Source organism: Rhodobacter flavimaris (genome assembly GCF_021378075.1).
Taxonomy (GTDB): domain Bacteria; phylum Pseudomonadota; class Alphaproteobacteria; order Rhodobacterales; family Rhodobacteraceae; genus Rhodobacter; species Rhodobacter flavimaris.
The window spans coordinates 332,325-358,489 of the sequence record NZ_JAJUOS010000002.1; the positions used below are offsets into that span (position 1 = coordinate 332,325).

23 protein-coding genes and 1 tRNA gene are annotated in these 26,165 nt (G+C 64.9%); 12 read left to right on the top strand and 12 right to left on the bottom strand.

The features are described from left to right. Nucleotides 1–42: 42 nt before the first annotated feature. Nucleotides 43–483 carry a hypothetical protein gene (locus tag LZA78_RS04225; protein WP_233675690.1) on the bottom strand — a complete coding sequence of 147 codons (441 nt, stop codon included), beginning with the start codon at nt 481–483 and terminating at the stop codon, nt 43–45. Nucleotides 484–682: 199 nt separating this feature from the next. Here LZA78_RS04225 and LZA78_RS04230 point away from each other — a divergent pair, with 199 nt between their 5' ends. Genes LZA78_RS04230 through LZA78_RS04245 form a run of 4 tightly spaced genes read left to right on the top strand, consistent with a single transcriptional unit; the run spans nt 683 to nt 4,702 of the window. Continuing rightward, nucleotides 683–1,363 (top strand): type 1 glutamine amidotransferase, encoded by a 681-nt coding sequence (locus LZA78_RS04230; protein ID WP_233675691.1) that lies wholly within the window; start codon nt 683–685, stop codon nt 1,361–1,363. A 2-nt stretch (nt 1,364–1,365) separates the two neighbouring features. Continuing rightward, nucleotides 1,366–1,986, top strand: a complete 621-nt coding sequence (locus tag LZA78_RS04235) for an FMN-binding negative transcriptional regulator (protein WP_233675692.1) — start codon at nt 1,366–1,368, stop codon at nt 1,984–1,986. 39 nt (nt 1,987–2,025) lie between these two features. Beyond that, a complete protein-coding gene (locus LZA78_RS04240) occupies nt 2,026–3,393 on the top strand; it encodes a glutamine synthetase family protein (RefSeq protein ID WP_233675693.1) in 1,368 nt (455 codons plus the stop codon). 4 nt (nt 3,394–3,397) lie between these two features. Further along, on the top strand, nt 3,398–4,702 hold the full coding sequence (locus tag LZA78_RS04245; RefSeq protein ID WP_233675694.1) for an NAD(P)/FAD-dependent oxidoreductase: 1,305 nt from the start codon (nt 3,398–3,400) through the stop codon (nt 4,700–4,702). A 77-nt stretch (nt 4,703–4,779) separates the two neighbouring features. Here the strand turns inward: LZA78_RS04245 and LZA78_RS04250 are convergent, their stop codons facing one another. Then, entirely contained in the window at nt 4,780–5,199 is a 420-nt protein-coding gene (locus tag LZA78_RS04250; RefSeq protein ID WP_233675695.1) for a CoA-binding protein, read from the bottom strand. 186 nt (nt 5,200–5,385) lie between these two features. Continuing rightward, nucleotides 5,386–6,168 (bottom strand): 23S rRNA (guanosine(2251)-2'-O)-methyltransferase RlmB, encoded by a 783-nt coding sequence (gene rlmB / locus LZA78_RS04255; protein WP_233675696.1) that lies wholly within the window; start codon nt 6,166–6,168, stop codon nt 5,386–5,388. A 194-nt stretch (nt 6,169–6,362) separates the two neighbouring features. Here rlmB and LZA78_RS04260 point away from each other — a divergent pair. The 5 genes from LZA78_RS04260 to LZA78_RS04280 all read left to right on the top strand — a co-directional run bounded on the left by LZA78_RS04260 (nt 6,363) and on the right by LZA78_RS04280 (nt 13,812). Beyond that, nucleotides 6,363–6,446: transfer RNA gene (locus tag LZA78_RS04260), tRNA-Tyr, on the top strand. A gap of 118 nt (nt 6,447–6,564) precedes the next feature. Continuing rightward, nucleotides 6,565–7,560: a GT-B fold glycosyltransferase domain-containing protein gene (locus LZA78_RS04265; protein WP_233675697.1), complete on the top strand. Its 996-nt coding sequence runs from the start codon at nt 6,565–6,567 to the stop codon at nt 7,558–7,560. Nucleotides 7,561–7,640: 80 nt separating this feature from the next. Next, nucleotides 7,641–8,924: an O-acetylhomoserine aminocarboxypropyltransferase/cysteine synthase family protein gene (locus LZA78_RS04270; protein ID WP_233675698.1), complete on the top strand. Its 1,284-nt coding sequence runs from the start codon at nt 7,641–7,643 to the stop codon at nt 8,922–8,924. A 153-nt stretch (nt 8,925–9,077) separates the two neighbouring features. After that, complete coding sequence (locus LZA78_RS04275; RefSeq protein WP_233675699.1) at nt 9,078–11,771, top strand: type II secretion system protein L; 2,694 nt, start codon at nt 9,078–9,080, stop codon at nt 11,769–11,771. A gap of 151 nt (nt 11,772–11,922) precedes the next feature. Then, on the top strand, nt 11,923–13,812 hold the full coding sequence (locus tag LZA78_RS04280) for a monovalent cation:proton antiporter-2 (CPA2) family protein (protein ID WP_233675700.1): 1,890 nt from the start codon (nt 11,923–11,925) through the stop codon (nt 13,810–13,812). Nucleotides 13,813–13,860: 48 nt separating this feature from the next. Here the strand turns inward: LZA78_RS04280 and LZA78_RS04285 are convergent, their stop codons facing one another. The 5 genes from LZA78_RS04285 to LZA78_RS04305 all read right to left on the bottom strand — a co-directional run bounded on the left by LZA78_RS04285 (nt 13,861) and on the right by LZA78_RS04305 (nt 18,807). Further along, the gene (locus tag LZA78_RS04285) at nt 13,861–14,370 is read right to left on the bottom strand and encodes a CarD family transcriptional regulator (RefSeq protein WP_233675701.1); all 510 of its coding nucleotides are present in this window, start codon (nt 14,368–14,370) and stop codon (nt 13,861–13,863) included. A 314-nt stretch (nt 14,371–14,684) separates the two neighbouring features. Then, complete coding sequence (gene fdxA / locus LZA78_RS04290) at nt 14,685–15,023, bottom strand: ferredoxin FdxA (protein WP_233675702.1); 339 nt, start codon at nt 15,021–15,023, stop codon at nt 14,685–14,687. A gap of 109 nt (nt 15,024–15,132) precedes the next feature. Next, a complete protein-coding gene (locus LZA78_RS04295; protein WP_233675703.1) occupies nt 15,133–15,447 on the bottom strand; it encodes an RNA-binding S4 domain-containing protein in 315 nt (104 codons plus the stop codon). Nucleotides 15,448–15,450: 3 nt separating this feature from the next. Beyond that, nucleotides 15,451–18,231 carry a helicase-related protein gene (locus LZA78_RS04300; RefSeq protein WP_233675704.1) on the bottom strand — a complete coding sequence of 927 codons (2,781 nt, stop codon included), beginning with the start codon at nt 18,229–18,231 and terminating at the stop codon, nt 15,451–15,453. 15 nt (nt 18,232–18,246) lie between these two features. Then, nucleotides 18,247–18,807: a tetratricopeptide repeat protein gene (locus LZA78_RS04305; RefSeq protein WP_233675705.1), complete on the bottom strand. Its 561-nt coding sequence runs from the start codon at nt 18,805–18,807 to the stop codon at nt 18,247–18,249. A 65-nt stretch (nt 18,808–18,872) separates the two neighbouring features. Between LZA78_RS04305 and LZA78_RS04310 the strand changes: the two genes are divergently transcribed. Both LZA78_RS04310 and LZA78_RS04315 read left to right on the top strand, forming a co-directional pair. Further along, complete coding sequence (locus tag LZA78_RS04310; RefSeq protein WP_233675706.1) at nt 18,873–19,160, top strand: SCP2 sterol-binding domain-containing protein; 288 nt, start codon at nt 18,873–18,875, stop codon at nt 19,158–19,160. Next, nucleotides 19,160–20,095 (top strand): alpha/beta fold hydrolase, encoded by a 936-nt coding sequence (locus tag LZA78_RS04315; protein WP_233675707.1) that lies wholly within the window; start codon nt 19,160–19,162, stop codon nt 20,093–20,095. The genes LZA78_RS04310 and LZA78_RS04315 overlap by 1 nt, the downstream gene beginning before the upstream one ends. An 8-nt stretch (nt 20,096–20,103) precedes the next feature. Here the strand turns inward: LZA78_RS04315 and LZA78_RS04320 are convergent, their stop codons facing one another. The 4 genes from LZA78_RS04320 to LZA78_RS04335 form a co-directional block, all read right to left on the bottom strand. Then, a complete protein-coding gene (locus LZA78_RS04320) occupies nt 20,104–20,829 on the bottom strand; it encodes a proteasome-type protease (RefSeq protein WP_233675708.1) in 726 nt (241 codons plus the stop codon). A 35-nt stretch (nt 20,830–20,864) separates the two neighbouring features. Next, nucleotides 20,865–21,677, bottom strand: a complete 813-nt coding sequence (locus LZA78_RS04325) for a transglutaminase family protein (RefSeq protein ID WP_233675709.1) — start codon at nt 21,675–21,677, stop codon at nt 20,865–20,867. Beyond that, nucleotides 21,674–22,627, bottom strand: coding sequence for an alpha-E domain-containing protein (locus LZA78_RS04330; RefSeq protein ID WP_233675710.1), 954 nt, complete (start codon nt 22,625–22,627; stop codon nt 21,674–21,676). The genes LZA78_RS04325 and LZA78_RS04330 overlap by 4 nt, the downstream gene beginning before the upstream one ends. A 73-nt stretch (nt 22,628–22,700) precedes the next feature. Beyond that, the gene (locus LZA78_RS04335) at nt 22,701–24,113 is read right to left on the bottom strand and encodes a circularly permuted type 2 ATP-grasp protein (protein WP_233675711.1); all 1,413 of its coding nucleotides are present in this window, start codon (nt 24,111–24,113) and stop codon (nt 22,701–22,703) included. A 229-nt stretch (nt 24,114–24,342) separates the two neighbouring features. Here LZA78_RS04335 and LZA78_RS04340 point away from each other — a divergent pair, with 229 nt between their 5' ends. After that, on the top strand, nt 24,343–26,160 hold the full coding sequence (locus LZA78_RS04340; RefSeq protein WP_233675712.1) for a M3 family oligoendopeptidase: 1,818 nt from the start codon (nt 24,343–24,345) through the stop codon (nt 26,158–26,160). Nucleotides 26,161–26,165: the final 5 nt, after the last annotated feature.

Genomic DNA, 26,165 nt, shown 5'->3' on the forward strand with positions numbered 1-26,165 from the left:
CGGCGGTCACGAGGACTCGCCCGACAGCGGCAGTTCAGCGGATCAAACGAGAGGAGGCGCGCGCGGTTGCGCCGGGCGCCATTCGGCGGCGGCAACGGGCCGAGGCGTTGCAAGATCGGGAACGAAGGGCGCGAAACTCGCATGGCGATGCGTGGCAAGCGCCGCATCCTCCACGGCCGCCAGCGCCAGCGTCACCGCAAGGCATTTCGAAACCTCGTGGTTCTCTTCGGGAAGCGGCGCCTGATCGCTGACCGAGCCATCGGCCCGCATCCAGATATCGCGTGGTCCCTCGGGCGTGCACAGCACCAACCGGGTCGAGTCGGCATCCGCCACCCGCATCATCCCCTGCGGGACGATCCCCGAGAGGAACATCGACACCAGCAGGAGCATCGGCACCAAAGGCGCAAATACCGCGCGCACCGCGAAGCCGCGCAGCTTGCGGGGGCCGGTGGAGCGAGGGTGATGCGCCTTTACCTGTCGCATATAACCTTCCAGCCACATAGGGTTACGCAGGAAGGCGCCCCGCCTCAAGCCTCTTGGCCGCCCTGCGGCGGTCCGACGCGCCCCCGCCAACGGCCCCTATCCGCCCGGTCGAAAATATTTGATCAAATCATTCAGCAAGCCCCCTTGCCGCATGGGATCGTCCCGGCTAGGCTTTGCCCATCCAAGCAATGAGACGACAATGCTGATCGGCGTCCTGCAAACCGGCCAATCCCCCGATATTCTTCGGGACGAGTCGGGCGATTACCCCGACATGTTCGCGCGCCTTCTGGCGGATCGCGACCTGACCTTCCGCACCTATCACGTCGAGAACATGGAGTTCCCGGCCGATATCCATGAGTGCGAGGGCTGGCTGATCACCGGCTCGCGCCACGGCGCCTATGAGGATCACCCCTTCATCGCGCCGCTCGAAGCCTTCATCCGCAAGGTCGTCGCGGCAAAGGTGCCGCTGGTTGGCATCTGCTTTGGCCACCAGATCATCGCGCAGGCGATGGGCGGCAAGGTCGAGCGGTTCGACGGCGGTTGGGCGGTCGGCCCGCAGGATTACGACTTCGGCGGCGAGAAGATCACCCTTAACGCCTGGCACCGCGACCAGGTAACCGAGCGCCCCGAGGCGGCCGAAGTCGCCGGCTGCAACGAGTTCTGCGAGAACGCCGCGCTGGTCTATGGCGACACCGCCTTCACCGTGCAGGCCCACCCCGAGTTTCAGGACAGCTTCGTCGATGGCCTGATGCATACGCGCGGCAAGGGCCTCGTGCCAGATCCGCTGATGGAAGCCGCGCGCGCGCGCCTCAACCAGCCCAACCAATCCGCAACCATTGCTGACCGGATCGCGGATTTCTTCCACAAACCGCGGGGCTGATCATGTATCGCCTGCCCGCCTTCGCCGAGTCCGACCCCGAGCAGCTGAGCGCGCTGATCGCGCAGGCCCCGCTGGGGCTGCTGATCACCTCGGGTCCGGCGGGCGTGATGGCGAACCCGATCCCCTTCCTGATCGAGGAGCGCGCGGGCGGCCACGTTTTGCGCGCGCATCTGGCGCGGGCCAACCCGCAACTGGCGGAACTGGCCGCCGCGCCGCAGGTGCTGGTCGTGTTTCAGGCGGGCAACAGCTACGTCACGCCCTCCTGGTATCCCACCAAGGCCGAGACCGGAAAGGTCGTGCCGACCTGGAACTACGCCATGGTGCAGGTGCGCGGACAGGCGCTCCTTGATACCAGCACCGATTTCCTGCGCGACCAGTTGGACGCCCTGACCGACCAGCAAGAAGGCGTGCGGGCCGAGCCCTGGGCCGTTTCGGACGCGCCCGAAAGTTTTGTTGCCGCGCAGATGCGTGGGATTGTCGGGCTCGAGATCCTTGTCGAGACGATGGAGGGCAAGCTCAAACTGTCGCAAAACCGGCCCGCGCAAGACCGCGCCGGAGTGCGCGCGGGCATGATGGCCGAAGGCGACCCTCTCGCCCGTCTCATGCCCGATCCTGGTCCGTGAAGTTCACCCTTCACGCAAACCATTGGAAAGTTATGAAAAATGTCTTCGCAAACCGACAACTGGCTCGATCAAATTCCGCAAGCTGCCCGTGACTATGTCGCCGGGCGCCGCCTTGATGAGGTGGAATGCATCGTCGCCGATATCGCGGGCGTTGCCCGTGGCAAGGCCATGCCCGCCTCGAAATTCCAGTTCCAGGACCGCTTCTTCCTGCCGAACTCGATCTTCTTGCAAACCATCACCGGCGAGTGGGCCGACAACCCGATTGGCGCCTTCACCGAGCCCGACATGATCCTGACCCCGGATTATTCGACCGCGACCGCCGCGCCCTGGACCGCCGACGTCACGCTTCAAGTGATCCATGACGTGAACGACCAGCAGGGCAACCCGGTGCCAATCGCGCCACGTAACGTGCTCAAGCATATCGTCAGCCTCTACGAGGCCGAGGGCTGGAAGCCGATCGTCGCCCCCGAGATGGAGTTCTTCCTCGTCGCGCGCAACCTTGACCCGAACCAGCCGATCATCCCGCCGATGGGCCGCTCGGGGCGCCGCGCCGCGGGCAAGCAGGCCTATTCGATGTCGGCCGTGGACGAATACGGCAAGGTGATCGACGACATCTACGACTTCGCCGAAATGCAGGGTTTCGAGATTGACGGCATCCTGCAGGAAGGCGGCGCGGGTCAGATCGAGATCAACCTCGCCCATGGCGACCCCGTCGCGCTGGCCGACCAGATCTTTTTCTTCAAGCGCCTGATCCGCGAGGCAGCGCTGCGCCACGACTGTTTCGCCACCTTCATGGCCAAGCCCATCGAGGGCGAGCCCGGCTCGGCCATGCATATCCACCAGTCGATCGTAAGCACCAAGACCGGCGAGAATATCTTCTCGGAAGCCGATGGCGGTGAGAGCGAAGAGTTCCTCTATGCCATCGCGGGGCTACAAAACCACCTGCCGGCGGTGATCGCGCTGCTCGCTCCTTACGTGAACAGTTACCGCCGCTACGTTCCGGATTTCGCCGCGCCCATCAACCTCGAATGGGGCCGCGACAACCGCACCACCGGCCTGCGTGTGCCAATTTCGGGCCCGGCCGCGCGGCGGGTCGAGAACCGTCTGGCGGGGATGGACTGCAACCCCTATCTCGGGCTCGCGGCGACGCTGGCCTGCGTCTATCTGGGCCTCAAGGAGCGCAAGATGCCGCGCCCCGAATGCCTGGGCGACGCCTATATGGGCGACACCGACCTGCCCTACAACTTGGGCGACGCGCTGGACATCCTGGCCGATTCCGCGCCGGTGCGCGAGGTGCTGGGGATCGAGTTCTGCACCGTCTACGAGGCGGTGAAGCGCAACGAATACAAGGAGTTCCTGCAAGTGATCTCGCCCTGGGAGCGTGAGCACCTGCTGCTGAACGTGTGATGTCATGAACCTGCTTTTCGCGAATGACAAACCGGGCCACTACCCGGCGAGCTTTTACGCCGATACGCGGGATGGAGCGCCCGATCGGGCGGCGCTGAAAGGGGCGGTGCAGGCCGATGTCTGCATCGTCGGCGCGGGCTACACGGGGCTATCCGCCGCGCTGCATCTGGCCGAGGCAGGGCGGCGCGTGGTTCTGCTTGAGGCGCACCGCGTGGGCTTTGGCGCCTCGGGGCGCAACGGCGGGCAGATCGGCTCGGGCCAGCGGCTCGAGGTGACCGAGCTTGAGAAGATGTTGGGCAAGCCCGCCGCCCGGCGGCTGTGGGATCTGGCCGAAGAGGCCAAGGCGCTGACCTATGATCTGGCGGCGCGCGCAGGCGTGCCCACCTATCGCGGCATCGCCCATGCGGCGCTGAAGCCCTCCGAGGTGGCCCATGCCCATGAGATGGCCGAGCATCTGGCGACGCATTACGGATATGATCAAATCACGCCGCTCGACCGTGACGGACTGCGTGCGCTGATCCCGTCCGACCGCTACATCGGCGGCGATATCGACCGTGGTGCGGGCCATGTGCATCCGTTGAACCTGACGCTTGGCATGGCGCGCTTGGCCGAGGCCGCGGGCGCGATGATCCATGAGAACTCGGTCGCGACCGGGATCGAACATGGCACCGGCACGCAGAAAAGCCGCGTTCTGACCGCGCAGGGCCATGTTGAGGCCGAGCATGTGATTCTGGCCGCGAACGGGTATCTCGACCGGCTGGAGCCGAAGGTGACCGCACGGGTGATGCCGCTCAACAACTACATCGTTGCCACCGAACCCTTGGGCGACCGGGTGCGCGAGGTGCTGACGGAAAACATCGCCGCGCATGACACCAAGTTCGTGGTGAATTACTGGCGCCTGCACGAGGACCGGTTGCTGTTCGGCGGCGGCGAGTCGGTAACCTATCGCTTTCCGCGCGATATCGCTGCCAAGGCGCGGGTGCCGATGTTGCAGGTCTATCCGCAGCTGCGTGACGTCAAGATCACCCATGCCTGGGGCGGGACGCTGGCGATCACGCTCAACCGGATGCCCTATTTCGGGCGGCCTTCGCCGAACTGCCTCTCGGCATCGGGGTTCTCGGGGCATGGGGTGGCGATGGCGACGCTGGCGGGCAAGCTGATGGCGCAGGCGGTGACCGCAACGGGCGACGGGTTCGACGTGATGGCCTCGGTGCCGACCTATCCCTTCCCCGGCGGCGGCTATCTGCGCTGGCCTATCCTTGTGGCGGGGATGACCTTCTACGGGCTGCGCGACAAGTTGGGTATCTGAGAAGGGGGGCTATGCGCCCCCCTCTGCTCCTACGGAGCATTCACCCCTACAAGGAATTTTGCCCAAGAAGAAAAGGATCACGCCATCAGGCGGCGGTATTCGATCTTGGGGCAGCGGTTCATGATCACGGATTTGCCCGAGGCGATTGCGGTTTCAGCCGCTGCGTCATGCTGAACGCCGATTTGCATCCATATGGTGCGCAGCGCGGGCAGGTTCGTCAGTGCGGCCTCGACGATAGCGGGCACTGCGCTTGACTGGCGGAAGATATCGACCATGTCGACGGCGATCTCCTTGGGGATCGCGGCGAGGTCGGCGTAGACGGTCTCGCCCAGAATCACCTGACCTGCGAGGCCGGGATTGACGGGAATGATGCGGTAGCCCGCCGCCTGAAGGAACTCGGCCACGTAATGCGAGGGGCGGCCGGGATCGGCGGAAAAGCCTACCACCGCGATGCTCCGGGTTTCGGTCAGAATCTTTCGGATTTCAGGGTCTTGCATGGCGCGCTCCGTTTTGGTGCGACACTAAAGAAAAAGGCGCCCAAGCAAAGAGCCGGGCGCCAAGTGGCGGAACGAGGGACAGTGAACTGAAGCGCGGAGGTTCCGCAACCGCGCTTCCACTCTTATGAGATAGGGATGTAAAATCCCGATTAAAGGGCCTCACGGTGATCTCTCGCGCTTGTGAACTCAGCGGTTCGCTGCGGCATAGAGGGAGATCGCTGCCGCGTTCGAGACGTTGAGCGAGCCGAATTCGCCCGCGAAGGGGATCTTGACGAGCTTGTCGCAGGTCTCGCGCGTCTTTTCGCGCAGGCCCGGCCCCTCGGCGCCCAGCACCAGTGCAACGGGCCGGGTGCCTACTTCGGCAAGACCCTCTGCCAAGGTCATTTCGGCCTCGCCCGCAAGGCCGAGCAGCACGAATCCCATAGCGCGCAGTTCCTCCATCGCGTCGGCAAGATTGGTGACGCGCAGGTAGGGCTGGCGCTCCAGCGCCCCCGAGGCGGTTTTCGCCAGCGCCCCGGTTTCGGGGGCGGAATGGCGCGCAGGTGCGACAACCGCGCGCGCACCGAAGACCTCGGACGAGCGCAGGATCGCGCCGACGTTATGCGGGTCAGTCACGCGATCCAGCAGCACCACCAGCGGCGCTCCGCGGCCCGTCAGGCAGACCTCTTCGACCGATCCCCAGTTGAGCGGCTTGACCTCAAGCGCCGCGCCCTGGTGGACGGAATCGGGGGCTAGGGTGACATGGTTGTCGAACTTGCGCGGATCGACGATCTCGGGCTCGACCCCGCTAGCCGCGATCGCCTCGAGCAGCTTGTCCGAGGCGTTCTTGGTCAGCACGAGGCGCAGCTTTTGCCGCGCGGGGTTCATCAGCGCGTCACGCACCGCGTGCAGGCCGAAAAGCCAAACCGTCTCGGCGGCGGCGGCGCGTTTGGCGCGTTCCTTGTCGATTACCCAGGTCGGCTTTTTCATGTCTTACTCCTGCATTGCCGCCGTTGATGCGCGCAAATGCGCAAAATCGCAAGCCTGCCGCCGATGCGTGTGTCGATCTGGCGGGTTCCCGGGGCAAATTTGGGCCCCCGACCGATGTGCGCGATTTTCTTCGCGCCCCGAGTTCTGCCCCCCTTGACGCCCCCCGCCCCCTTCGGTATTCCCCGCCCCACGTCGGGTGACGAGCTGCAAGGTGCGGCAGCGGACTGTAACTCCGCCGGGGAGACCCATGCCTGGTTCGATTCCAGGGTCACCCACCATCCCCCTCTCAGGAATGGTGATCACACAGGGCCTAGGCCCTGCCGTTCGCGGCTGATGCGTGCCTTTTCCCACTGCCGAATTCCGCTATAGTGCCGCTGCATTCAGGACTGCGGACCCATGGGCTCTTCGGCGGACAACCCTCTCGATTACAACGTTTTCTGCGTCGTTCAGGCAGGGCGGTTGGAATATGAGGCGATCATCTTCGCGCGCTCGTTCCGCGCGGCGAACCCGGATTTTCAGGGCCGCTTGCTGATGGCCGAGCCCTCGGGAGCGCGCTGGTCACAGCCCACACTGATCTCGGGCCCGGTGCGCGAACTGCTGCTGGCCGAGGGGGTCGAGTTCATTCCTTTCGAGAACCGGCACTTTGGCGAGTCCTACCCGCAGGGCAACAAGATCGAGGCGATGGCCGCCCTGCCCGCCGCGCCCTTCGTTTTTTTCGACACGGATACGGTGTTCACCGGCCCGCTTGCCGCGGTCGGGTTCGATTTCAACCGCCCCTCGGCCTCGATGCGGCGCGAGGGGACATGGCCGGAACCGCCGCTCTACGGCCCCGGTTATGCCGGGATCTGGAAGGCGCTTTACGACCGTTTTGGGCTGGATTTCGAAAGCTCGCTCGATCTGAGCCAGTTCGACGAATATTGGGAGCGGTATCTCTACTTCAACGCGGGCTGGTTCTTTGGCGCCGATGCGCAGGCCTTTGGCGAGCGTTTCCTGCATTACGCCCACGCGATCCGTTGGGATACGCCCGATGAACTCGCCTGCCAGTCGCTCGATCCCTGGCTCGACCAGATCGCCCTGCCGCTCGTGATCCACTCGTTCGGAGGCGGTCGTCCGGGGCCCGAACTGGCGGGGCTCGATGGCGCGGTTACTTGCCATTACCGTGCCCTGCCGCTGCTTTACGCGCGTGAAAGCGATGCCGCTGTCGAGATGGTCGAGCAGGTCTGCGCCCCCAATCCGGTGAAGAAGATCCTCAAGACCTATGAGCCCGCCAAGAAACTGATCTATCAGGGAAAAGGCCGCGATCTGCGGGCCATTTTCGACCGCGACGCCCTGCCCCGGCGCGAGCAGGCGCTGCGCAACGCGATCCGCCGCGAGGGGCTTTGGCTGCGCTAAAACATGCGTGCAATCGAATGTGATTGAAGCCCATCGGGGCCACGGCTAGGCTCCCTGCGATTTCGTTTAGGGAGGGGCCCATGACCGATTATTCTTTCGACACCCTGCAAGTGCATGCCGGGACCGAGCCCGATCCGGCGACCGGCGCGCGCCAGGTGCCGATCTACCAGACCACCGCCTATGTCTTCAAAGACGCCGAGCACGCCGCGCGCCTCTTCAACCTGCAAGAGGTGGGCTACATCTACTCGCGCCTGACGAACCCGACCGTTTCGGCGCTGGCCAATCGCGTGGCCGCGCTTGAGGGCGGCGTCGGTGCAGTCTGCTGCTCGTCTGGGCACGCCGCGCAGATCATGGCGCTCTTCCCGCTGATGATGCCGGGCTGCAATATCATCGCCTCGACCCGCCTTTACGGCGGCACGATCACCCAGTTCAGCCAGACCATCAAACGCTTCGGCTGGTCGGCGAAATTCGTCGATTTCGACGATCTGGAGGCGCTTGAGGCCGCGGTGGACGACAACACCCGCGCTATCTTCTGCGAGTCGATCTCGAACCCCGGCGGCTATGTGACCGACCTGCCCGCCGTTTCGGCCGTGACCGACAAGGTGGGCCTGCCGCTGATCGTCGACAACACGCTGGCCTCGCCCTACCTGTGCCGGCCGATCGAGCATGGCGCGACCCTGGTCGTGCATTCGGCGACCAAGTACCTGACCGGCAACGGCACCGTCACCGGCGGCGTCATCGTCGACTCGGGCAAGTTCAACTGGTCGGCCTCGGGCAAGTTCCCCTCGCTATCGGAACCCGAGCCCGCCTATCACGGTCTGAAATTCCACGAGGCGCTCGGCCCGATGGCCTATACCTTCCACTCGATCGCCATCGGCCTGCGGGATCTGGGCATGACGATGAACCCGCAGGGCGCGCATTACACGCTCATGGGGATCGAGACGCTGAGCCTGCGCATGGACAAGCATGTCGCCAACGCCAAGACCGTCGCCGCCTGGCTCGAAGCCGATCCGCGCATCGACTACGTGACCTATGCGGGCCTCGAAAGCTCCCCCTGGCATGAGCGCGCGAACCGCGTCTGCCCGAAGGGAGCGGGGGCGCTGTTCACCGTGGCGGTCAAGGGCGGCTACGACGCTTGCGTGAAACTGGTGAACAATCTCAAACTGTTCAGCCATGTGGCGAACCTAGGCGATGCGCGCTCGCTGATCATCCACTCGGCCTCGACCACGCACCGCCAGCTGACCGAGGCGCAGCAGGTTGCCGCAGGCGCCGCGCCGAACGTGGTGCGCCTGTCGATCGGCATCGAGAATGCCGCCGACCTGATCGCCGATCTGGATCAGGCGCTGGCCGTCGCCACGGCGTGATGCCTTTGCGGGCAGTTCGCGCCCGCGACCGGCGAAAACCCGACCATCGCCCCGCCCCTTTCGGGCGGGGCGCTTTTCACAGGCGGCAAACTGCTTTACGAAGGGTCGCGACGGGTGAATCCGCGCCCCTTTCGATCAGCCAGAGCCACCGGAATGAAACCCAGCTTCGCGCTCAATCTCTCGCTTGACGGCATTGGCCTTCTGCATCGCCGGGCCGATGGCTGGGCACGCTTGGGCGAGGTCTCGCTTGAGGTCGAAGATCTGCAAGACGCGCTGACTGGCTTGCGCCGTGCGGCGCTGCTGGCCGAGCCGCGCGGACTGACCTCGAAACTGGTCATCCCGGCGTCGCAAATCCTCTATACCGAGGTTCGCGCCCCCGGCCCGCGCACTGCGCAGCGCCGCAGCCAGATCGCCGCCGCGCTTGAGGGGATGACACCCTACCCCGTCGAGGATCTCATTTTCGACTGGTCCGGCAATGGCGAGACCGTGCAGGTGGCCATTGTCGCGCGCGAGACCCTGGCAGAGGCCGAGGCTTTCGCCGAGTCGCACGGCTTTTGCCCGATCTCCTTCGTCGCCCTCCCCGAGCCGGGGCAGTTCGGCGGCGAGCCATGGTTCGGCCTCACCGCCAATGCCGCCCAGCACCTGCCCGAGGGCGCGCGCGTTGACCGCGACCAGGACCCGGTGCGCGTGGTCGAACAGGTCAGCCTGGAAGAGTTCCTGGCCGCGACCGAAGAGCCGATTGTCGAACCCGCGCCCGAGCCAATAGATGAAGACGCCGCACCGGAGGTTCCGGTCGCCCTTTCTTCCGAGCCGGAGGCCCCCGCCGCGCCGCTGGCTGAGCCGGAGGATACCGACGATGAAGAGGCTCTCACCGATCTGGAACTGGCGCTGAATGCGCCTTTCGTGCCCGACCTGCCGCCCGCCGAGGAGGCGCCGCAAGAGCTGTCGCTGGCCGAAGCGCCGGAAGAACCCTCTGTGCCGGACATCACGCTTGAGGAACCCGAGCCGCAGGAAGGCCCCGAGCCGCAGGCAGAACTCGAGCAGCCGGAAGAACCCCAGGCACCCGTTCCGGCGTTTAGCTCGCGTCGCACGCCGGAACTGGCCGCGCGCGCCGATGATCTCGGCGTGACGCCCCGCTTGGGCGGCGCGGCGCGGCTGCATCCGATGCCCCCGCGCACCATGCCTCCCGAGCAGAAGGCCAAGCTGATGCAAAGCGGCACGGCCGGGGTTACTTCACCCGGCCTTGCGCTGCCCGAAACGGATCTGCGCGGCGCCGCCGAAACGCTCAAACGCGCCGCGAAAGCCGGGCTGGACAAGGCCGCGCGCGGCACGGCGAAACTGGGCGACAGCGCAGGCAAGGCGCTGGCCAAGAGCCTTAAACCCAAGCAGGACGACGAACCCGCCGCCGCTCCGGCGGAGGCTGAACCCGCTGCAAGCCCGTTCGGAACCTTCCAGCCCGCCCCGATTGGTGGGAAACCGAAGCATTTCGGGCTGATGCTGACTGCGGGATTGGTGCTTTTCCTGGCTATCGTCGCGCTCTGGTCAAGCTTCCTGGGCGAGGATGCGCCACCCGTTGAGGTCGCAAGCCAGGAAACGCAGGCACCCGCCCCGGAACCCGCGGTCACCGCTCCTGTCGCACAGGCCGCCCCCGAGGCCGCCGAGCCCGCAACGGAACAAGCCACGGCAGAGCCAGCCCCGGCGGTCCCCCAACCCGCCGAGCCGAGCCAGTCGAGCCCCGAGCTTGTGCCCGCGCCGAACCTATCGCTCTCGGCGATCTCGACGGCAGATCCGGCGCTGCGCGACACCGCCGCCACGGCGACGCTGCCCCCGGCCGAGAGCCTGGCCGACAGCCAGCCCGTCATGCCGCCGCCGCCGCCGCCCTTCGATCAGCTCGCGCGGCTGACGCCCGAGGGCGACATTCAGCCCACGCCGCAGGGCGTGGTCATGCCGGGCGGCTTCACGCTTTACGCAGGCAAGCCGCCGCAGCTTCCCGCGCCGCGCCCTGAATCTGTTACCGCCGCCGCACTGGCAGCCGCTGGCGCGCCCCAAACCCCGACCGTGGCCGAGGAACCCGCCCCCTATGCCGACCCGGCACTGGCTGGCCTGCGGCCCAAGGCGCGCCCCGCCTCGGTTGAGGCCGCGGCGCAGAAGGCCGCGTCGGAACCGGCCCCCGAAGCGACGACCCCGCCAACCGACGATGGCGCAGCGCTGACGCCCGAGCAACGCAGCCGCCTTGCGCTTCTGGAGGGGTCGAAGCCGAAGGCGCGCCCGGCGTCGATCACCAGTGCCTTTGAAACGGCCCGCGCCGCCGAAGAAGCCGCCGCAGCCGAGGCCGCCCGTGCCGCCGAGGCGCAAACCGCCGCCCTTGCAAGCGCATCCGACCGGGCAATCTCGGTATCGCGCCGTCCCCCCGCAAAGCCGCGCAACTTCACCGCCTCGGTCGAGAACGCGCTAGCCGCGGCGATCGCCGCCGAACCCGCCCCGGCCCCCGCCCCCGCAGTCCAGGTTGCCGCAGCCCCGGCGCGCCAGACCGCGATCGAGCCGCCCCCCGAGGAACTGGACGAGCCCGAGCCCGTCTCGGTCGCGCCCAAACTGCCCACCTCTGCCTCGGTGGCCAAGCAGGCAACGCTGAAAGACGTCATTAACCTCAAGGAAATCAATCTAATCGGGGTTTATGGTTCGTCAGTGAACCGACGCGCGCTAGTGCGTCTGTCGAACGGAAAGTTCGTCAAGGTCTCGGTCGGCGACAGGCTGGACGGCGGCAAGGTGACCGCCATCGGCAGCGGCCAGCTGACCTATCAGAAGGGCTCGCGCAATTATACCCTGACGCTTCTGAAAGGAAGCTGAGGGGAACCGGATCAACTTGGGTAACAGGCTCGAAACATGGCCCGTTTCGCCTTGCACCCGATCCAGCATTCTCTAGGCTTAGAGCCGGTCCACCATTTTTCCTCCCCCATTCGCGCCGCGCGTCGCGTGACCAAACCAGATAGTACACCCGATGGAAGGCTTCCTGCTTCAAGCCACACTCTACCTTTTCGCGATGGTCATCGCTGTCCCGCTTGCCTCGCGCGCGGGGCTTGGGTCGGTTCTGGGCTATCTGATCGCGGGCATCCTGATCGGCCCGGTTCTGGGGCTGTCCGGCTCGGAGATGACCGATCTTCAGCATTTCGCCGAATTCGGCGTGGTCATGATGCTGTTCCTGATCGGACTCGAGCTTGAACCGCGCGCACTTTGGGCCATGCGCGACAAGTTGCTGGGCCTTGGCGGGCTTCAGGTGATCGTGACGGTCGCGGCGGTCACGACGCTGGCGATGCTTTTGGGGCAACCGCTGCGGATCTCGCTGGCGCTTGGGATGATCTTTGCGCTCTCCTCAACCGCCATCGTGTTGCAAACGCTGAATGAAAAGCGGCTGATTCAGACGGCGGGCGGGCGTTCGGCCTTCGCGGTGCTGCTGACGCAGGATATCGCCGTCATCCCGATGCTGGCGCTGATGCCGCTCTTGGCGCTGCCCGGGGCGCGGGCGCTATCGAAGGCCGAAGTCTCGGACCATGCGGTGGCGCATTTCATAGACGGGCTGCCGGGTTGGGGGGTGACGCTGATCACGCTTGGGGCGGTGGCCTTTGTCATCCTGGCCGGTCACCTTCTGGTGCGCCCCCTCTTCCGTTTCGTCCACGCCGCCAAGCTGCGTGAGATCAACACCGCGATGGCACTGATGATCGTGGTCGGCATTGCCTCTCTGATGAACCTCGTGGGGCTGTCGCCCGCGCTTGGCACCTTCCTCGCGGGCGTCGTTCTGGCCGACAGCGAGTTCAAGCACGAGCTGGAAAGCGATATCGAGCCCTTCAAGGGCCTGCTGATGGGGCTGTTCTTCATCACCGTGGGCGCCGGGATCAACTTCACGGTCTTCACGGCGGCGCCCTTCACGACCGTTCTTTTGGTTTTCGCGCTGGTGGGCCTGAAGGCCGCGATCCTTTATGTGCTCGCACGGGCCTTCCGGCTGAAGGGCGGGGACAAGACGCTGTTCACGCTTGGGCTGGCGCAGGCGGGTGAATTCGGCTTCGTGCTGGTCTCCTTCGCGGTCAGCCAACGCATCCTGCCCGCGGCGATCGCGGAGAAGACGCTCCTGATCATCGCGCTCTCGATGCTGATCACCCCCCTGCTGTTCATCGCGCATGAACAACTCGCCCGGTTCCGACGCGATGAGGATGGCCCCTCGGCCGATGAGATTGACGAGCAGCAGCCGATCATCATCGCCGGGGTCGGCCGCTTCGGCCAGGTGGTCAACCGCATGGTCACCATGTCGGGCTTTCAGACCACCGTTCTGGATGCCGATCTCAAAACCGTCCAGCTGATGCGCACCTTCGGCTTCAAAAGCTATTTCGGTGACCCGACGCGGCCTGACCTGCTGGCCGCCGCGGGGCTGGCCAAGGCGCGCGTGCTGGTCGTGTGCCTCGACGACAAGGCCTCGACCACGCGCCTTGTCGCCTATGCGCGGCGCCTGAGGCCGGATCTGCACATCATCGCCCGCGCGCGCGACCGCATCCACGTGTTTGAGCTATACAAGGCCGGCGCCGACGACATCGTGCGCGAGATGTTCGACTCCTCGCTGCGCTGCGCGCGCTATGTGCTTGAGAATGTGGGGCTGAGCGAGTTCGAAGCCGCCGAGCTTGAAAAGACCTTCTTCAAACTCGACCGTGCTGCGGTGCGCGATCTGGCGCAGGTCTGGAAACCCGGCGTCCCGGTCGAGCAGAACCCGGACTACATCAAGCGCACGCGCGAGCTGAACGCCGAACTGGAAGCCGAGATGATGGAGCGGTTCTCGCGCCGCACCAGCAAGGCCGATGCCGAAGATCGGCCCGCCGATGCGGGCGTCACCAAGGACGGCTGAAACGAAAACGGGCCCCGAAGGGCCCGTTTTGCGTAAATCTCAATGCGATCAGGCGGCGCGGCCAACCAGAACGTCATCGACGGTCTTCGCGGCGCCAGCCTCGTCGGTGCCCGACACGGCGGCAACCTCACGGGTCAGGCGCTCCAGCGCGGCTTCGTACAGCTGACGCTCGGAATAGCTCTGCTCACGCTGATCGTCGGCGCGGTGCAGATCGCGCACGACCTCGGCGATCGACAGCAGATCGCCCGAGTTGATCTTTTGCTCATATTCCTGGGCGCGGCGCGACCACATCGCCCGCTTGACCTTGGCTTTGCCTTTCAGCGTTTCCAGCGCACGGGTCACCACCTCGGGCGAGCTGAGCCCGCGCATGCCGATATCGACGGCCTTGTTGGTGGGAACGCGCAGCGTCATCTTGTCTTTCTCGAACGAGATGACGAACAGTTCGAGGCGGATACCAGCGATCTCCTGCTCTTCGATCGACATGATCTTGCCGACGCCATGTGCGGGATAAACAACGAAATCGTCCGGGCGAAACTCGGTTTTCTTGGTCTTGGTCATTCAGTCGCTTCCTTGCAGCCGGGGCGTTCACCCTATCCGACAGCGCACAAGACACCCACGGCGCTTAAAGCTCCGCGATGTCTCTCGCAGTCAAAGATAAACCCCCGGCAGGCGAGCAGGTCTGCGAGGGCGGGATCAAACTCCAATGTCACAAGAATGTAGCACAAAATTGGAGCGATTCAAAGCGTGGCAAAGTATCACGGTTATGCGAATGCAAAAACTCAAGCCCTTGAATAGCAAAAAGCCTTACACCTTCCCTAGCGTCATGCATTATGCATGCCCCGAATCAGGGGGCGCTCCGGCGAGGCCGAGAATCAGTCGCCCTTGCCGGGATTCGGGCTGAAGTATTTCTCGAGCTTGCCAGCCTCGCCGTCATACTTCTCGTGATCGGGCATCGGGTCTTTCTTCTGCGTGATCACGGGCCAAAGCTCGGCGTATTTGCGGTTGAACTCAACCCAGTCTTCCATCCCCGGCTCGGTGTCCGGGCGGATCGCGTCGGCGGGGCACTCGGGCTCGCATACGCCGCAGTCGATGCATTCATCGGGGTGGATCACCAGCGTGTTCTCGCCCTCGTAGAAGCAGTCGACGGGACAGACTTCGACGCAGTCGGTGTATTTGCAGGCGATGCAGTTATCGGTGACGACATAGGTCATGGAGCCAACCCCGGATCGATTAGGTTCTGGCGATACCTAGCGGGGCGCTGCGGATCAATCAAGGGAGAGTGTCACAGAAAAGCCGGGCTGCGGCGATCTGGCCCCAGGCTCAGAACGGGTGTTCGGTTTCAGGCGTCGCGCGCGGAACAATGGGCTCATCGAGCGCGGTATAGAGGGTCGCGGCCTCGGTCGCCGGGCCGCGACGCAGACCGCAGCCCTCGATCCGGACGACACGCACGGCCCCTGCAACGCTGACCGTCAGGACATCGCCGGGGCCAACCGCCCGCCCCGGCTTGTCGATGCGCTGGCCGTTCACGCGCACGCGCCCGGCCTGCACCAGATCGGCGGCCAGCCCGCGCGTCTTGACGAACCGCGCGTGCCAGAGCCACTTGTCGATACGGATCCGGTCAGATCCGTGCACCATCGCTTACTTCTTGCCCTTCAGAGCCGCGAGAATCGCGAAAGGGCTGTCGGGATCGATGGGCTTTTCCTTCTTGGGCGGATGCGCCTCGAAGTGGCGCGCGCCCTTGCCCTCATGAGGCTTGCCCTTGCCTTTGGGCTTGCCACCACCCTTGCGATCGCCGCGGAACTCGGGCTTGCCGCCCTCACGGCGCTTGCCCTCACCGCCTTCGCGGCGATTACCCTCGCCACCTTCGCGACGCGGGGCACGCTCGGGGCGCGGGTTGTGGCGCGGACGCGGCGCCCAAGTGAAGGTGTAGAACACCTCCATCTCGGGCGCGACAGAGGCCGCTTCGGCCTCGGCATCCGCGATCGGCGAGGCATCCTCGGGGATGGGGTTCTCGGCTCCGCCCTCGGGGGCCTTCGGCTCGACCGCCGGGCGTGCTTTCTCGCGCTCGCCCTTCTCGGCCTTGTAGCCAAGGCCTTCCATGAGGTCGGCGAATTGATCCAGCGTCATGCCGGTGATCGAGAGCATGTCGGGATTGGCCTCGAAGCCACCCCGGCTGTCCTGACCGCGCAGCAGGTCGGCCAGCCGCTCGAGCATGTCGATGCGGATCGCGCGCGACCCCGCCGGACGGTAGCCCGAGAGCGTGTAGGCCTGCATGCCCACTTCGGGGATATGCGGGATGGTCACCAGACCCGGAGGAGGGCTTTCGGGGAATTCCGACAGGCCTTCCCAGAGCGCCGAAAGCACCAGGCGCAGACGGGTCGGCGCTGGCTTCAGCAGCGCCTGCATGAAGATCGTGTACTGGCCAAAGCGCACACCGTGCTTGCGCAGTGCGCCGCGGGCGTCCTGATCAAGCTCCTTGACCTCGTTGGCCACGCCTTCGCGCGGCAGGATGCCCATGCCCTCGACGAGGCGGAAGGCAAAGCCGCGCGCCAGACCGGTCAGGGCCTCGTCACGGCTCATCGCCAGAAGCGGCTCGAACAGGGTCGCGACCTTGCGGTCGATAAAGTGCTGGAGGCGGCGCTTGACCTTCTCGGCGACATCGGCGCCCGCCTCTTCATCGACGAATGCCTCGACCGAGGGTTTCGCCGGTTCGGAGCCCTTCACGAGCTTGCCGACCGCGATCTCGCCCCACATCAGGCCACCCTGCTCGGTGAAGTCCATCTCGGTATCGGGCGCGTTGTAGAAACGGTCCGCCCGCAGGCTGAACTCGGGACGCAGCGCCTCGTAGGCGGCACGTGCCAGCATCTTCGCCTCATCGGGCGAGGAGGTCGCATCCTGCCGGAACCGGAATCCGTCCAGACGGCCGGCGAATTCGCCTTCGACCATCACTTCGCCCTTGTCGTTCACCTCGGCCACGAGGGTCTCCTTCTGCTTGAGCCGGCGCAGCAACACAGAGGTGCGCCGGTCCACAAATCGTTGGGTCAGCGCGCCATGCAGCGCATCTGACAGGCGGTCTTCTACAGCGCGAGTCTCCTCGCGCCAATGGGTTTCGTCATCGACCCATCCCTTGCGCTGCGCAACGTAGGTCCAGGTGCGGATAAACGCGAGCCGCTTCGACAGCGCGTCAATGTCCCCCTGCACCCGGTCGATCCGCTGGATCTGGCCGCGCAGCCAGTCCGAGGGGATCCCTTTTCCGCCTTGCAGGAAGCCGAAAATGCGCGCCAGCAAGGTCGCATGTTCCGTCTGCGATATCGAGCGGAAATCGGGAATCCGGCAGACATCCCAAAGCAGACGCACATCATTTGGGTGCTGCACGCGGTCGATGACTTCTGGATACTCACTCAGCGCCTTAAGCGCGCGCAGATCGTCCGCCTCGCGCCCACGGGTCAGCCATTCATCGCCGGGGCTTTCTTCAAGCGACTGGATCAACCGGGGCAGTGTGCCGAATTCAAGGCGCGGGTTGCGCCATTGCAGGCGCTGGATCGGGGCAAAGCGGTGGTTCTCGACCGCGTCGATCACTTCGGGCGGCAGCGGCGAGGCCTCGCCGGTCACGCCGAAGGTGCCGTCCATCGTGTGCCGCCCTGCCCGCCCGGCGATCTGGCCAAGCTCGTGCGGGAACAGATGCCGCATCCGGCGCCCGTCGAATTTCGCCGTGGCCGAAAAGGCGACATGCTCGATATCGAGGTTGAGGCCCATGCCGATGGCATCGGTGGCGACGAGGTAATCGACGTCGCCATTTTGGTACATGGCGACCTGCGCATTGCGGGTGCGCGGGCTCAGCGCCCCCATGACGACCGCCGCGCCACCCTTCTGGCGACGGATCAGCTCGGCGATGGCATAGACATTTTCAACCGAAAAGCCGACGATGGCGCTGCGAGGCGGCATCCGGCTTATCTTTTTCGAGCCTGCCCACTTGAGCTCCGAAAACCGCTCGCGCCGGGTGAACTGCGCCTTGGGCACCAGCGCCGCGATGGCGCCGCGCATAGTCTCCGAGCCCAGAAACAGCGTCTCGTGCAGGCCGCGCGCATGCAGCAGACGGTCGGTGAAGACGTGGCCGCGCTCGGGGTCGGCACAAAGCTGGATCTCGTCGATGGCCAGGAAATCGGCGCCGACATCGGGCATGGCCTCGGTGGTGCAGACCCAATACTGCGTGCGCTCGGGAACGATGCGCTCCTCGCCGGTCACCAGCGCCACGACCGAGGGGCCGCGCGCCTTGACGATCCGGTCATAGACCTCGCGTGCCAAAAGCCGCAACGGCAGACCGATCACACCGGTGCGATGCGCCAGCATACGTTCAATCGCGTAATGCGTCTTGCCGGTGTTGGTCGGCCCCAGCACGGCCGTGATACGCGCAGACATTTTCCCCGCCCAGTCTTACAGCGCGACGCCCGCGAGCGCCTTCTCCAGCCTGTCGATTGCGTCTTTCACATCCTGCTGGTGCGGGTTCAAGGCGAAAGAGGCGCGATAAGCCGCCAGCGCGCGCTCAGGCTGCTCCATATCGTCGAGAATCATGCCCAGACCATTCAGGGCACCCCAATGACGCGGCTCAAGCCGCAGGGTCTGCGCGATATCCGACAGAGCAGGCCCATAACGGCCCGCGACAAAGAAGGCCGTGGCGCGAGCATTCCAGCCCTCGGGGAAGTCTGGCGCGTGATCGGTCAGCGCGGTCAGGTGCTCGATCGCGGCGTCAAGGTCGCCCGTGTCCAGCGCTTCGGTCCCGCGCTTGAGCAGAAGATCCATGGCAGGGGATCCCGAACGCGACCATGCCCGTTCGATATCCGATTGCGCGCGCGCCCAGCCGGGATAATCTGGATCGGCCAGTTCGTCGAAATATCGCTCCAGCCCCGCCGTCTCGGAATGTGCCGTAACGGCGCTGCAAAACAGCGTGAGAAATGCCGCAACGGCATATTTGTTTATGGCTGTTGGCCCGCGCATAAATAAAATGTAACGCAACCGCCGGAGAAAGCGATAGGCCCGGCGTTCACATTTCGGAGGAGTTCATGAGCGAAATCATCGAGAAGGCCGTTGCCGCGCTGCAAGAGAAAATGCCGAACGGTTTTCCCTCGACCGCGAAATTCGTCATCACCGACGAGGGCGCGATCGTGATCGACGCCGACGGGGTGCGCGCGGGCGATGACGAGGCGGACGTGACGCTGACCGCCAATGCCGAAACCTTCAAGGGCATCCTGAACGGCGACGTCAACCCGACCATGGCGTTCATGACCGGCAAGCTGAAGATCGACGGCTCGATGGGCTTGGCGATGCAGCTTGGTTCGGCGCTGAGCTGATGGAAGAGGCCCCCTTTCACGCCGCGATTTCCGGCGGTCCTGAAGGGGGGCGCGCCCTCTGGCTGCATACGGCCGACGAGCGGCGTATCCGTCTGGGGCTTTGGCCCGCGGCGGGAGAGGCGCGCGGGACGGTGTTCATCTTCCCCGGCCGCACCGAATATATCGAGAAATACGGGTTTGCCGCGGCCGAGTTCACCGCGCGGGGCTATGATGTGCTGGCCATCGACTGGCGCGGGCAAGGGCTGGCGGATCGCCCCCTTGCCGACAAGATGATGGGCCATGTCGAGCGTTTCGCCGAGTATCAGATCGACCTCGCCGCGGTGCTTCATGCCGCCGAGGCGCTGGATCTGCCCCGCCCCTGGCTGGCGGTTGGGCACTCCATGGGCGGCACGATCGCACTGCGTGCCCTCAGCCGACCGCATCCTTTTGCCGCCGTCGCCCTGTCGGCCCCGATGCTGGGGATCGCGCTGAACGCGCCGATGCGCCAGATCGCCCTGCCGCTGGCACGGGTGCTGCTCGACAACCCGCGTGCGCGGCGCTACGCGCCGGAAACCAGCGAGGTCACCTATGTGCTGACCGACGGGTTCCTCAACAACTTCCTGACGACCGACGCGAAGATGTGGGCCAAGCTGATCGATCAGGTGGCCGAGGTGCCCGCGCTTGCGCTTGGCGGCCCCTCGCTGCACTGGGTGGCCGAGGCGCTGCTGGAGTGTCAGGCGCTGCTGAAACTGCCCGCGCCCGATCTGCCCTGCTACTGCGCCCTTGGCACGGATGAGCGCGTCGTGGACAGCACTGCCATCCGGCAGCGACTGAACGACTGGCCCGCCGCAAGGCTTGAGATGTTCCCCGGCGTGCAGCACGAGATCATGATGGACAAGCCCGAAACCGGCGCGCGTTTCTTTGCCAGTTGCCTGGCGCTGTTCGACGCGGCCTAGGGCGCAGATTAAAGCTCGATCTGGCTGAAGCCTTCGCGCAGCGCGTTCGACCAGGCCTCGGACATGCGGGCAAAATCGGGGTCTTTCGCTTCGATCCGACGGCGCGAGGAAACCCGGCAGGCGTCGCGCTCGATCACCGCCAGATCCAGGGGCATCCCGACCGAGAGGTTCGAGCGCAGCGTCGAATCCATCGACAGCAGCACCGCCTTCTGCGCGTCTTCGATGCTGGTCGAAGGCTTCACCACCCGATCAAGAATCGGCTTGCCGTATTTATGCTCGCCGATTTGCAGGAAGGGCGTGTCCTCGGTCGCCTCGATGAAATTGCCCTCGGGGTAGACAAGGAACATCCGCATCGCCCCGCCCGCGCGCTGCCCGGCCACGATCATTGACGCCGAGACGCTGACTTTCGTGGCGTTCATCTTGTGATCGATATCCTCGCGCACCGAGGCTAGCGTGTTGCCGATGATCTCGGCCACTTTCAGCATGGTCGGCGCCAGCATGATCGAGGTCTCGCCGGTCGCGTCGTCATCCTCAATCGCCTCGCGCAGGCGCGCGATGGTGGTCTGCGTGACCGAAAGCGACCCTGCCGTCAGCACGGTGATGACCCGTTCGCCCGCATCCTCGAAGGTGAACATCTTGCGGTAGGTCGCGATATTGTCGAGCCCCGCATTCGTGCGTGTATCGCTCAGCAGCACCATGCCCGCATCCAGCAGCAGGCCAACGCAATAAGTCATTCTTTCCCCCCGGGGATTCGCGCCGACGACCGAGATTATTGTTGGGTTGCCTCCAAGGCAACTGCGACATCAAGGCTCTCTTCGCCAAGCCCAAGCGCAATGCCCTTGATCGGCGCCGCATCCCTCGCGTCCGCGCCGGAGCCAAGGCGGATATACCGCTCATCCGGGCAGCACTCGTTTGCGGGGTCAAAGCCGATCCACCCGATAGTCGGCACATGCACCTCGGCCCAGGCGTGGGCGGCCTCATGCGGCTCGCCATCGTCGCGGGCAAAGAGATAGCCGGACACGTAACGGGCCGGAAGGCCCACGGTCCGCGCCGCGGCGATCAGCGCATGGGCGTGATCCTGGCAGACGCCCTCACCCAGGGCCAGCGCCTCGGCAGCGGTCGTATGGGCATGGGTGACACCGGGCTTGTAAGCAATCGCGGAGGACACCGCGCGGGCCAGACGGTGCGCGCGCTCCAGATCGTCCTCGGCGCCAAGGATCGCCTCATTGGCAAGGGTTTCCAGCGCATCATCGACCCAGGTCGCCGGGGTCTCGCACAGGTAGGACAGCGGGGGAACATGCTCGCGGTGGCCGCGCAGCACGCCGGCAAGGTCAGTCGTCTCGACCTGCCCGGTCGCGGTGATCGTGACCTCGGCAACCGGGCCACGCACCGACCAGGCCTCGATCTTGTCGCCCGCGCCGTCCTTGAACGAGCCGCCCCGGATGCCGCCCTCGACCGAGACATCCCAGCGGATGATCCGTTGGCCATCGAAGCGCGACGGGAAAAGGCGCAGCGACTGCACGGCCGAGCGCATCGGCGCGTCGTATTGATAGGTGGTAACGTGATTGACCGTCAGGATCATCTGGCTTCTCCGCTCAGATAGGCGTTGTGCACCATCTCGGTCAGCTCTCCGACCTCGCGGATGAACCGCGTGAGGAACTCGTGCAGGCCCTCTTCGAAGATATCCTCGGTGCGCGTTTCGGCCAGTTCGCCCAGCATCGCGCGGGCGCGCATCTGCGCCGGGCCGCTCTTGTGGTAATTGTGGCTAAGCTCATCAAGATGCTCCATCGCGGCATTGGTCGCCGAGATCAGCGAGCGCGGAGACTGCCGGTTCAGGATCAGGAAATGGGCGATCTTGGCGGCCGTGACCTCGCCGCCATACGCCCAGTGGAAGGCCCGCGTGGCCGAGAAAGCGCGCAAGAGCGTCTGCCACTGGTAATTGTCCAGCCCAGAACCCACGAAATCCACCGAGGGCAGCAGGACGTAATATTTCACGTCGATCAGGCGCGCAGTGTTGTCGGCGCGCTCCAGCGCGAAGCCAAGATTGAGGAAGCTGTAGCCGTCATTGCGCAGCAGCGTGGCATCCATCGTGCCGCGCACCAGCGCCGCCTGACGGTTCACCCACTCGGTCAGCTCGGTCAGCTCCAGTTCCGAGCGCGGTTTGCGCTCCAATTGCCGGATTTCCTGATAGGCCATGTTCAGCGCGTCCCAAACCTGGCTGGTCATCGCCGTGCGCACGATCCGGGCGTTTTCGCGCGCGCGGGCAATGCAGGAGATCACCGAGGACGGGTTGTCGCGATCGAAGAACAGGTAGCTTTCGATATTGCGCTGCACCGGGTCGCCATATTTCGCGGCAAAGCCCTCGGACGTGCCCGAGGCCTGCAACAGGCTTTCCCATTCCGAGCGGTAGCCGTGCCCCGCCGAAGGCATCAGCGCGATACGCGCGCCGACCTCAAGCAGTCGCGCCATGGTTTCGGCCCGCTCGATATAGCGCGCGATCCAGAACAGGTTTTCCGCAGTCCGGCTTAGCATTCCGCCTCTCCGCTGAAATAGGACGTTCCGATTGTCGCGGAACGGTATTGATGGCTCGCTTCGGGTCGCTGTCTCATTCGGCCAGCACCCATGTATCCTTGACCCCGCCACCCTGCGACGAGTTCACCACCAGCGAGCCTTCGGTCAGCGCCACGCGCGTCAGCCCGCCGGGCACCAGCTCGATCTTCTCGCCCACCAGGCAATAGGGCCGCAGATCGACGTGGCGCGGCGCGATCCCCTCCTCGACGAAGGTCGGCGTGGTCGACAGCGCCAGCGTCGGCTGGGCGATGTAATTGTCGGGGTCTTCGGTGATCTTGGCGCGGAAGGTCTCGATCTGCTCCTTGGTCGATTTCGGACCAACGAGCATCCCGTAACCGCCCGAGCCATGGACCTCCTTGACGACCAGATCGCCAAGGTTCTCAAGCACATATTTGCATTCATCCGCCTTGGCGCATTGCCAGGTGGGAACGTTTTGCAAGATCGGCTCTTCGCCGAGGTAGAAGCGCACCATCTCGGGGACGAAGGTATAGACGGCCTTGTCATCGGCCACGCCGGCACCCGGCGCCGAGCAGATCGACACCCCGCCCGAACGATAGACATCCATAAGCCCCGGCACGCCCAGCATAGAATCCGGCCGGAAGCAGAGCGGGTCAAGGAAAGCGTCATCGATCCGGCGATAGATCACGTCGAGCTTCTTCGGCCCTTCGGTCGTGCGCATCCACACAAAGCCGCCCTCGACGAACAGATCCGCGCCCTCGACCAGCTCGACCCCCATCAGGTCGGCCAGGAAGCTGTGCTCGTAATAGGCCGAGTTGAAATGCCCCGGTGTCAGGATGGCGATGGTGGGTTCACGATCGCATTTCGCGGGCGCGACCGAGGCCAGCGTGCGGCGCAGCGCATCGGCATAACCGTCAACCGGCTCGATCCGGTTCTCGCGGAAGATCTGCGGGAACATGCGCATCATGATCTCGCGGTTTTCCAGCATGTAGCTGACGCCCGAGGGCGTGCGGCAGTTGTCTTCAAGCACGTAGAAATCGTCGGGCCCCGTGCGCACCAGGTCGATGCCGACGATGTGGCTGTAGATCCCGCGCGGGGGCGTAAAGCCCGTCACGGCGCGCTCGAAGGCCTCGTTCTGATAGACCAGCTTGGCCGGGATCTTGCCCGCCCGCACGATCTCGCCGCGACCGTAGACGTCGAGCAGGAAGGCGTTGAGCGCCCTTGCGCGTTGTTTGATGCCGCGCTCAAGCCGGCGCCATTCCAGCTGCGTGAAAACGCGCGGGAACATGTCGAAGGGGATCAGGCGATCCGGGTCTCCGCCCTCGCCATAGACTGCAAAGGTAATCCCGATACGGCGGAACAAGGCCTCGGCCTCGGCCTGCTTCATCTGCCGCAACTCGGCCGGCATATCCTTGGTCCAGCCCTCGAGCCGGGCGTAAGGCTCGCGGACTTTTCCGGCGTCATACATTTCGTTGAAATAGTTCGTCATGGGGCGTGATTCCTCCGGCCTTGATCGAATCTTAGGCAGCGGAATTGGCGAGTGAAAGCGGATGCCGCATACGACAGGGAAAACAGCGCGCCATTCGCCTGAATTTTGGGATTACGCCCAAATTATAAGCGATCAACCCTTACTGGCGCAAAACTTCGGCCTTCCGCGCCCCTTGCCCCCACCGGGGCCAAGCCCCTATGTCTTGGGCTATACCAAGCAAGAGGCCGCCATGACATTTCCCCTGCCCCAACCCGTCTTCGATGCGAACGCCAGCACCGGGGGGTTTGGCGATCTGCCCGACTGGGATCTGAGCGACCTCTACCCCGCCCCGGACGCCCCCGAATTCGCGCGCGACATGGCGCAGCTTGAGAAAGACTGCGCTGCCTTTGCCGCCGATTATGAGGGCAAGCTGGCCACACTCGACGCCGCCGCCATGGCGCAATGCATTGCGCGCTACGAGGTCATCGAAACCACCGCTGGGCGGCTGATGTCCTATGCCGGGCTGCGTTATTATCAGAACACGACCGATGCCGGGCGGGTCAAACTGATGGCCGACGCGCAGGACAAGATCACCACTTTCACCACGCCGCTGGTGTTCTTCTCGCTGGAATTCAACCGCATCGAGGACGCCCGCTATGAGGAGGTCTTCGCCGATCCGCTGGTCAACCGCTACAAACGCGTCTTCGACCGGATGCGCGCGATGAAGCCGCACCAGCTTTCGGACGAGATGGAGAAGTTCCTGCACGACCAGTCGGTCGTTGGTGCCGCCGCCTGGAACCGCCTCTTCGATGAAACCACGGCCGCGCTCGAATTCGAGGTGCTGGGCGAGACGCTGAACCTTGAGGCCACGACGACGCTGCTGTCGGATCATGACCGCGCCAAGCGCGAGGCCGCCGCGCGCGAACTGACCCGCGTATTTGGCGAGAACATCAAGATCTTCGCGCGTGTGCACAACACGCTGGCCAAGGAAAAGGAAATCGAGGACCGCTGGCGCAAGATGCCCACCCCGCAGACCGGGCGTCACCTGTCGAACGATGTCGAACCCGAGGTGGTCGAGGCGCTGCGCAACGCCGTTGTCGCCGCCTACCCGCGCCTGTCACACCGCTATTACGCCCTGAAGGCGCGCTGGCTTGGCCTCGACAAGCTGCAAGTCTGGGACCGCAACGCGCCCCTGCCGACCGAGGCCCCTCGCAAGATCATGTGGGACGAGGCGCGCGCGACCGTGCTTGAGGCCTATGCCGCCTTCGCCCCGCAGATGGCCGAGATTGCGCAGCCCTTCTTCGACAAGGGCTGGATTGATGCCGGCGTCAAACCGGGCAAGGCGCCGGGCGCCTTCGCGCACCCGACCGTGACCACCGTGCACCCCTATGTGATGCTGAACTACCTGGGCAAGCCGCGCGACGTGATGACCCTGGCGCATGAGCTTGGCCACGGTGTGCACCAGGTTCTCGCCGCCGGTCAGGGCGAGATGCTGGCCTCCACCCCGCTGACGCTGGCCGAGACCGCCTCGGTCTTCGGCGAGATGCTGACCTTCCGTAAACTGCTCGACGGCGCCAAGACCAAGGCCGAGCGCAAGACGCTTCTGGCGGGCAAGGTCGAGGACATGATCAACACGGTCGTGCGCCAGATCGCCTTCTACGATTTCGAATGCAAGTTGCACGCCGCCCGCGCGCAGGGCGAGCTGACGCCCGACGACATCAACGCGCTCTGGATGTCGGTGCAGGCCGAAAGCCTTGGCCCGGCGTTCGAGTTCATGGAGGGATATGAGACTTTCTGGTCCTATATCCCGCATTTCGTCCATTCGCCCTTCTACGTCTACGCCTATGCCTTCGGCGACGGGCTGGTGAACGCGCTTTACGCGGCCTATGCCGACGGGCTACCGGAATTCCAGCAGAAGTATTTCGAGATGCTCAAGGCGGGCGGCTCGAAGCACCACAAGGAATTGCTGGCGCCCTTCGGGCTCGATGCGTCGGACCCGGCCTTCTGGGACAAGGGCCTGTCGATGATCGCAGGCTTCATCGACGAGCTGGAAGCGATGGAAGACTGATAGCG

Bases quoted from the DNA above. Each gene is read 5' to 3' on its own strand.
- LZA78_RS04265 (WP_233675697.1), top strand. From the start codon at position 6,565: ATGGGCTCTTCGGCGGACAACCCTCTCGATTACAACGTTTTCTGCGTC.
- LZA78_RS04275 (WP_233675699.1), top strand. From the start codon at position 9,078: ATGAAACCCAGCTTCGCGCTCAATCTCTCGCTTGACGGCATTGGCCTT.
- LZA78_RS04320 (WP_233675708.1), bottom strand. From the start codon at position 20,829: ATGACTTATTGCGTTGGCCTGCTGCTGGATGCGGGCATGGTGCTGCTG.
- LZA78_RS04270 (WP_233675698.1), top strand. From the start codon at position 7,641: ATGACCGATTATTCTTTCGACACCCTGCAAGTGCATGCCGGGACCGAG.
- LZA78_RS04310 (WP_233675706.1), top strand. From the start codon at position 18,873: ATGAGCGAAATCATCGAGAAGGCCGTTGCCGCGCTGCAAGAGAAAATG.
- LZA78_RS04340 (WP_233675712.1), top strand. From the start codon at position 24,343: ATGACATTTCCCCTGCCCCAACCCGTCTTCGATGCGAACGCCAGCACC.
- LZA78_RS04315 (WP_233675707.1), top strand. From the start codon at position 19,160: ATGGAAGAGGCCCCCTTTCACGCCGCGATTTCCGGCGGTCCTGAAGGG.
- LZA78_RS04325 (WP_233675709.1), bottom strand. From the start codon at position 21,677: ATGATCCTGACGGTCAATCACGTTACCACCTATCAATACGACGCGCCG.
- LZA78_RS04285 (WP_233675701.1), bottom strand. From the start codon at position 14,370: ATGACCAAGACCAAGAAAACCGAGTTTCGCCCGGACGATTTCGTTGTT.
- LZA78_RS04235 (WP_233675692.1), top strand. From the start codon at position 1,366: ATGTATCGCCTGCCCGCCTTCGCCGAGTCCGACCCCGAGCAGCTGAGC.
- LZA78_RS04250 (WP_233675695.1), bottom strand. From the start codon at position 5,199: ATGCAAGACCCTGAAATCCGAAAGATTCTGACCGAAACCCGGAGCATC.
- LZA78_RS04305 (WP_233675705.1), bottom strand. From the start codon at position 18,807: ATGCGCGGGCCAACAGCCATAAACAAATATGCCGTTGCGGCATTTCTC.
- LZA78_RS04335 (WP_233675711.1), bottom strand. From the start codon at position 24,113: ATGACGAACTATTTCAACGAAATGTATGACGCCGGAAAAGTCCGCGAG.
- LZA78_RS04240 (WP_233675693.1), top strand. From the start codon at position 2,026: ATGTCTTCGCAAACCGACAACTGGCTCGATCAAATTCCGCAAGCTGCC.
- LZA78_RS04245 (WP_233675694.1), top strand. From the start codon at position 3,398: ATGAACCTGCTTTTCGCGAATGACAAACCGGGCCACTACCCGGCGAGC.
- fdxA (WP_233675702.1), bottom strand. From the start codon at position 15,023: ATGACCTATGTCGTCACCGATAACTGCATCGCCTGCAAATACACCGAC.
- LZA78_RS04230 (WP_233675691.1), top strand. From the start codon at position 683: ATGCTGATCGGCGTCCTGCAAACCGGCCAATCCCCCGATATTCTTCGG.
- LZA78_RS04280 (WP_233675700.1), top strand. From the start codon at position 11,923: ATGGAAGGCTTCCTGCTTCAAGCCACACTCTACCTTTTCGCGATGGTC.
- rlmB (WP_233675696.1), bottom strand. From the start codon at position 6,168: ATGAAAAAGCCGACCTGGGTAATCGACAAGGAACGCGCCAAACGCGCC.
- LZA78_RS04295 (WP_233675703.1), bottom strand. From the start codon at position 15,447: ATGGTGCACGGATCTGACCGGATCCGTATCGACAAGTGGCTCTGGCAC.
- LZA78_RS04330 (WP_233675710.1), bottom strand. From the start codon at position 22,627: ATGCTAAGCCGGACTGCGGAAAACCTGTTCTGGATCGCGCGCTATATC.
- LZA78_RS04225 (WP_233675690.1), bottom strand. From the start codon at position 483: ATGCGACAGGTAAAGGCGCATCACCCTCGCTCCACCGGCCCCCGCAAG.
- LZA78_RS04300 (WP_233675704.1), bottom strand. From the start codon at position 18,231: ATGTCTGCGCGTATCACGGCCGTGCTGGGGCCGACCAACACCGGCAAG.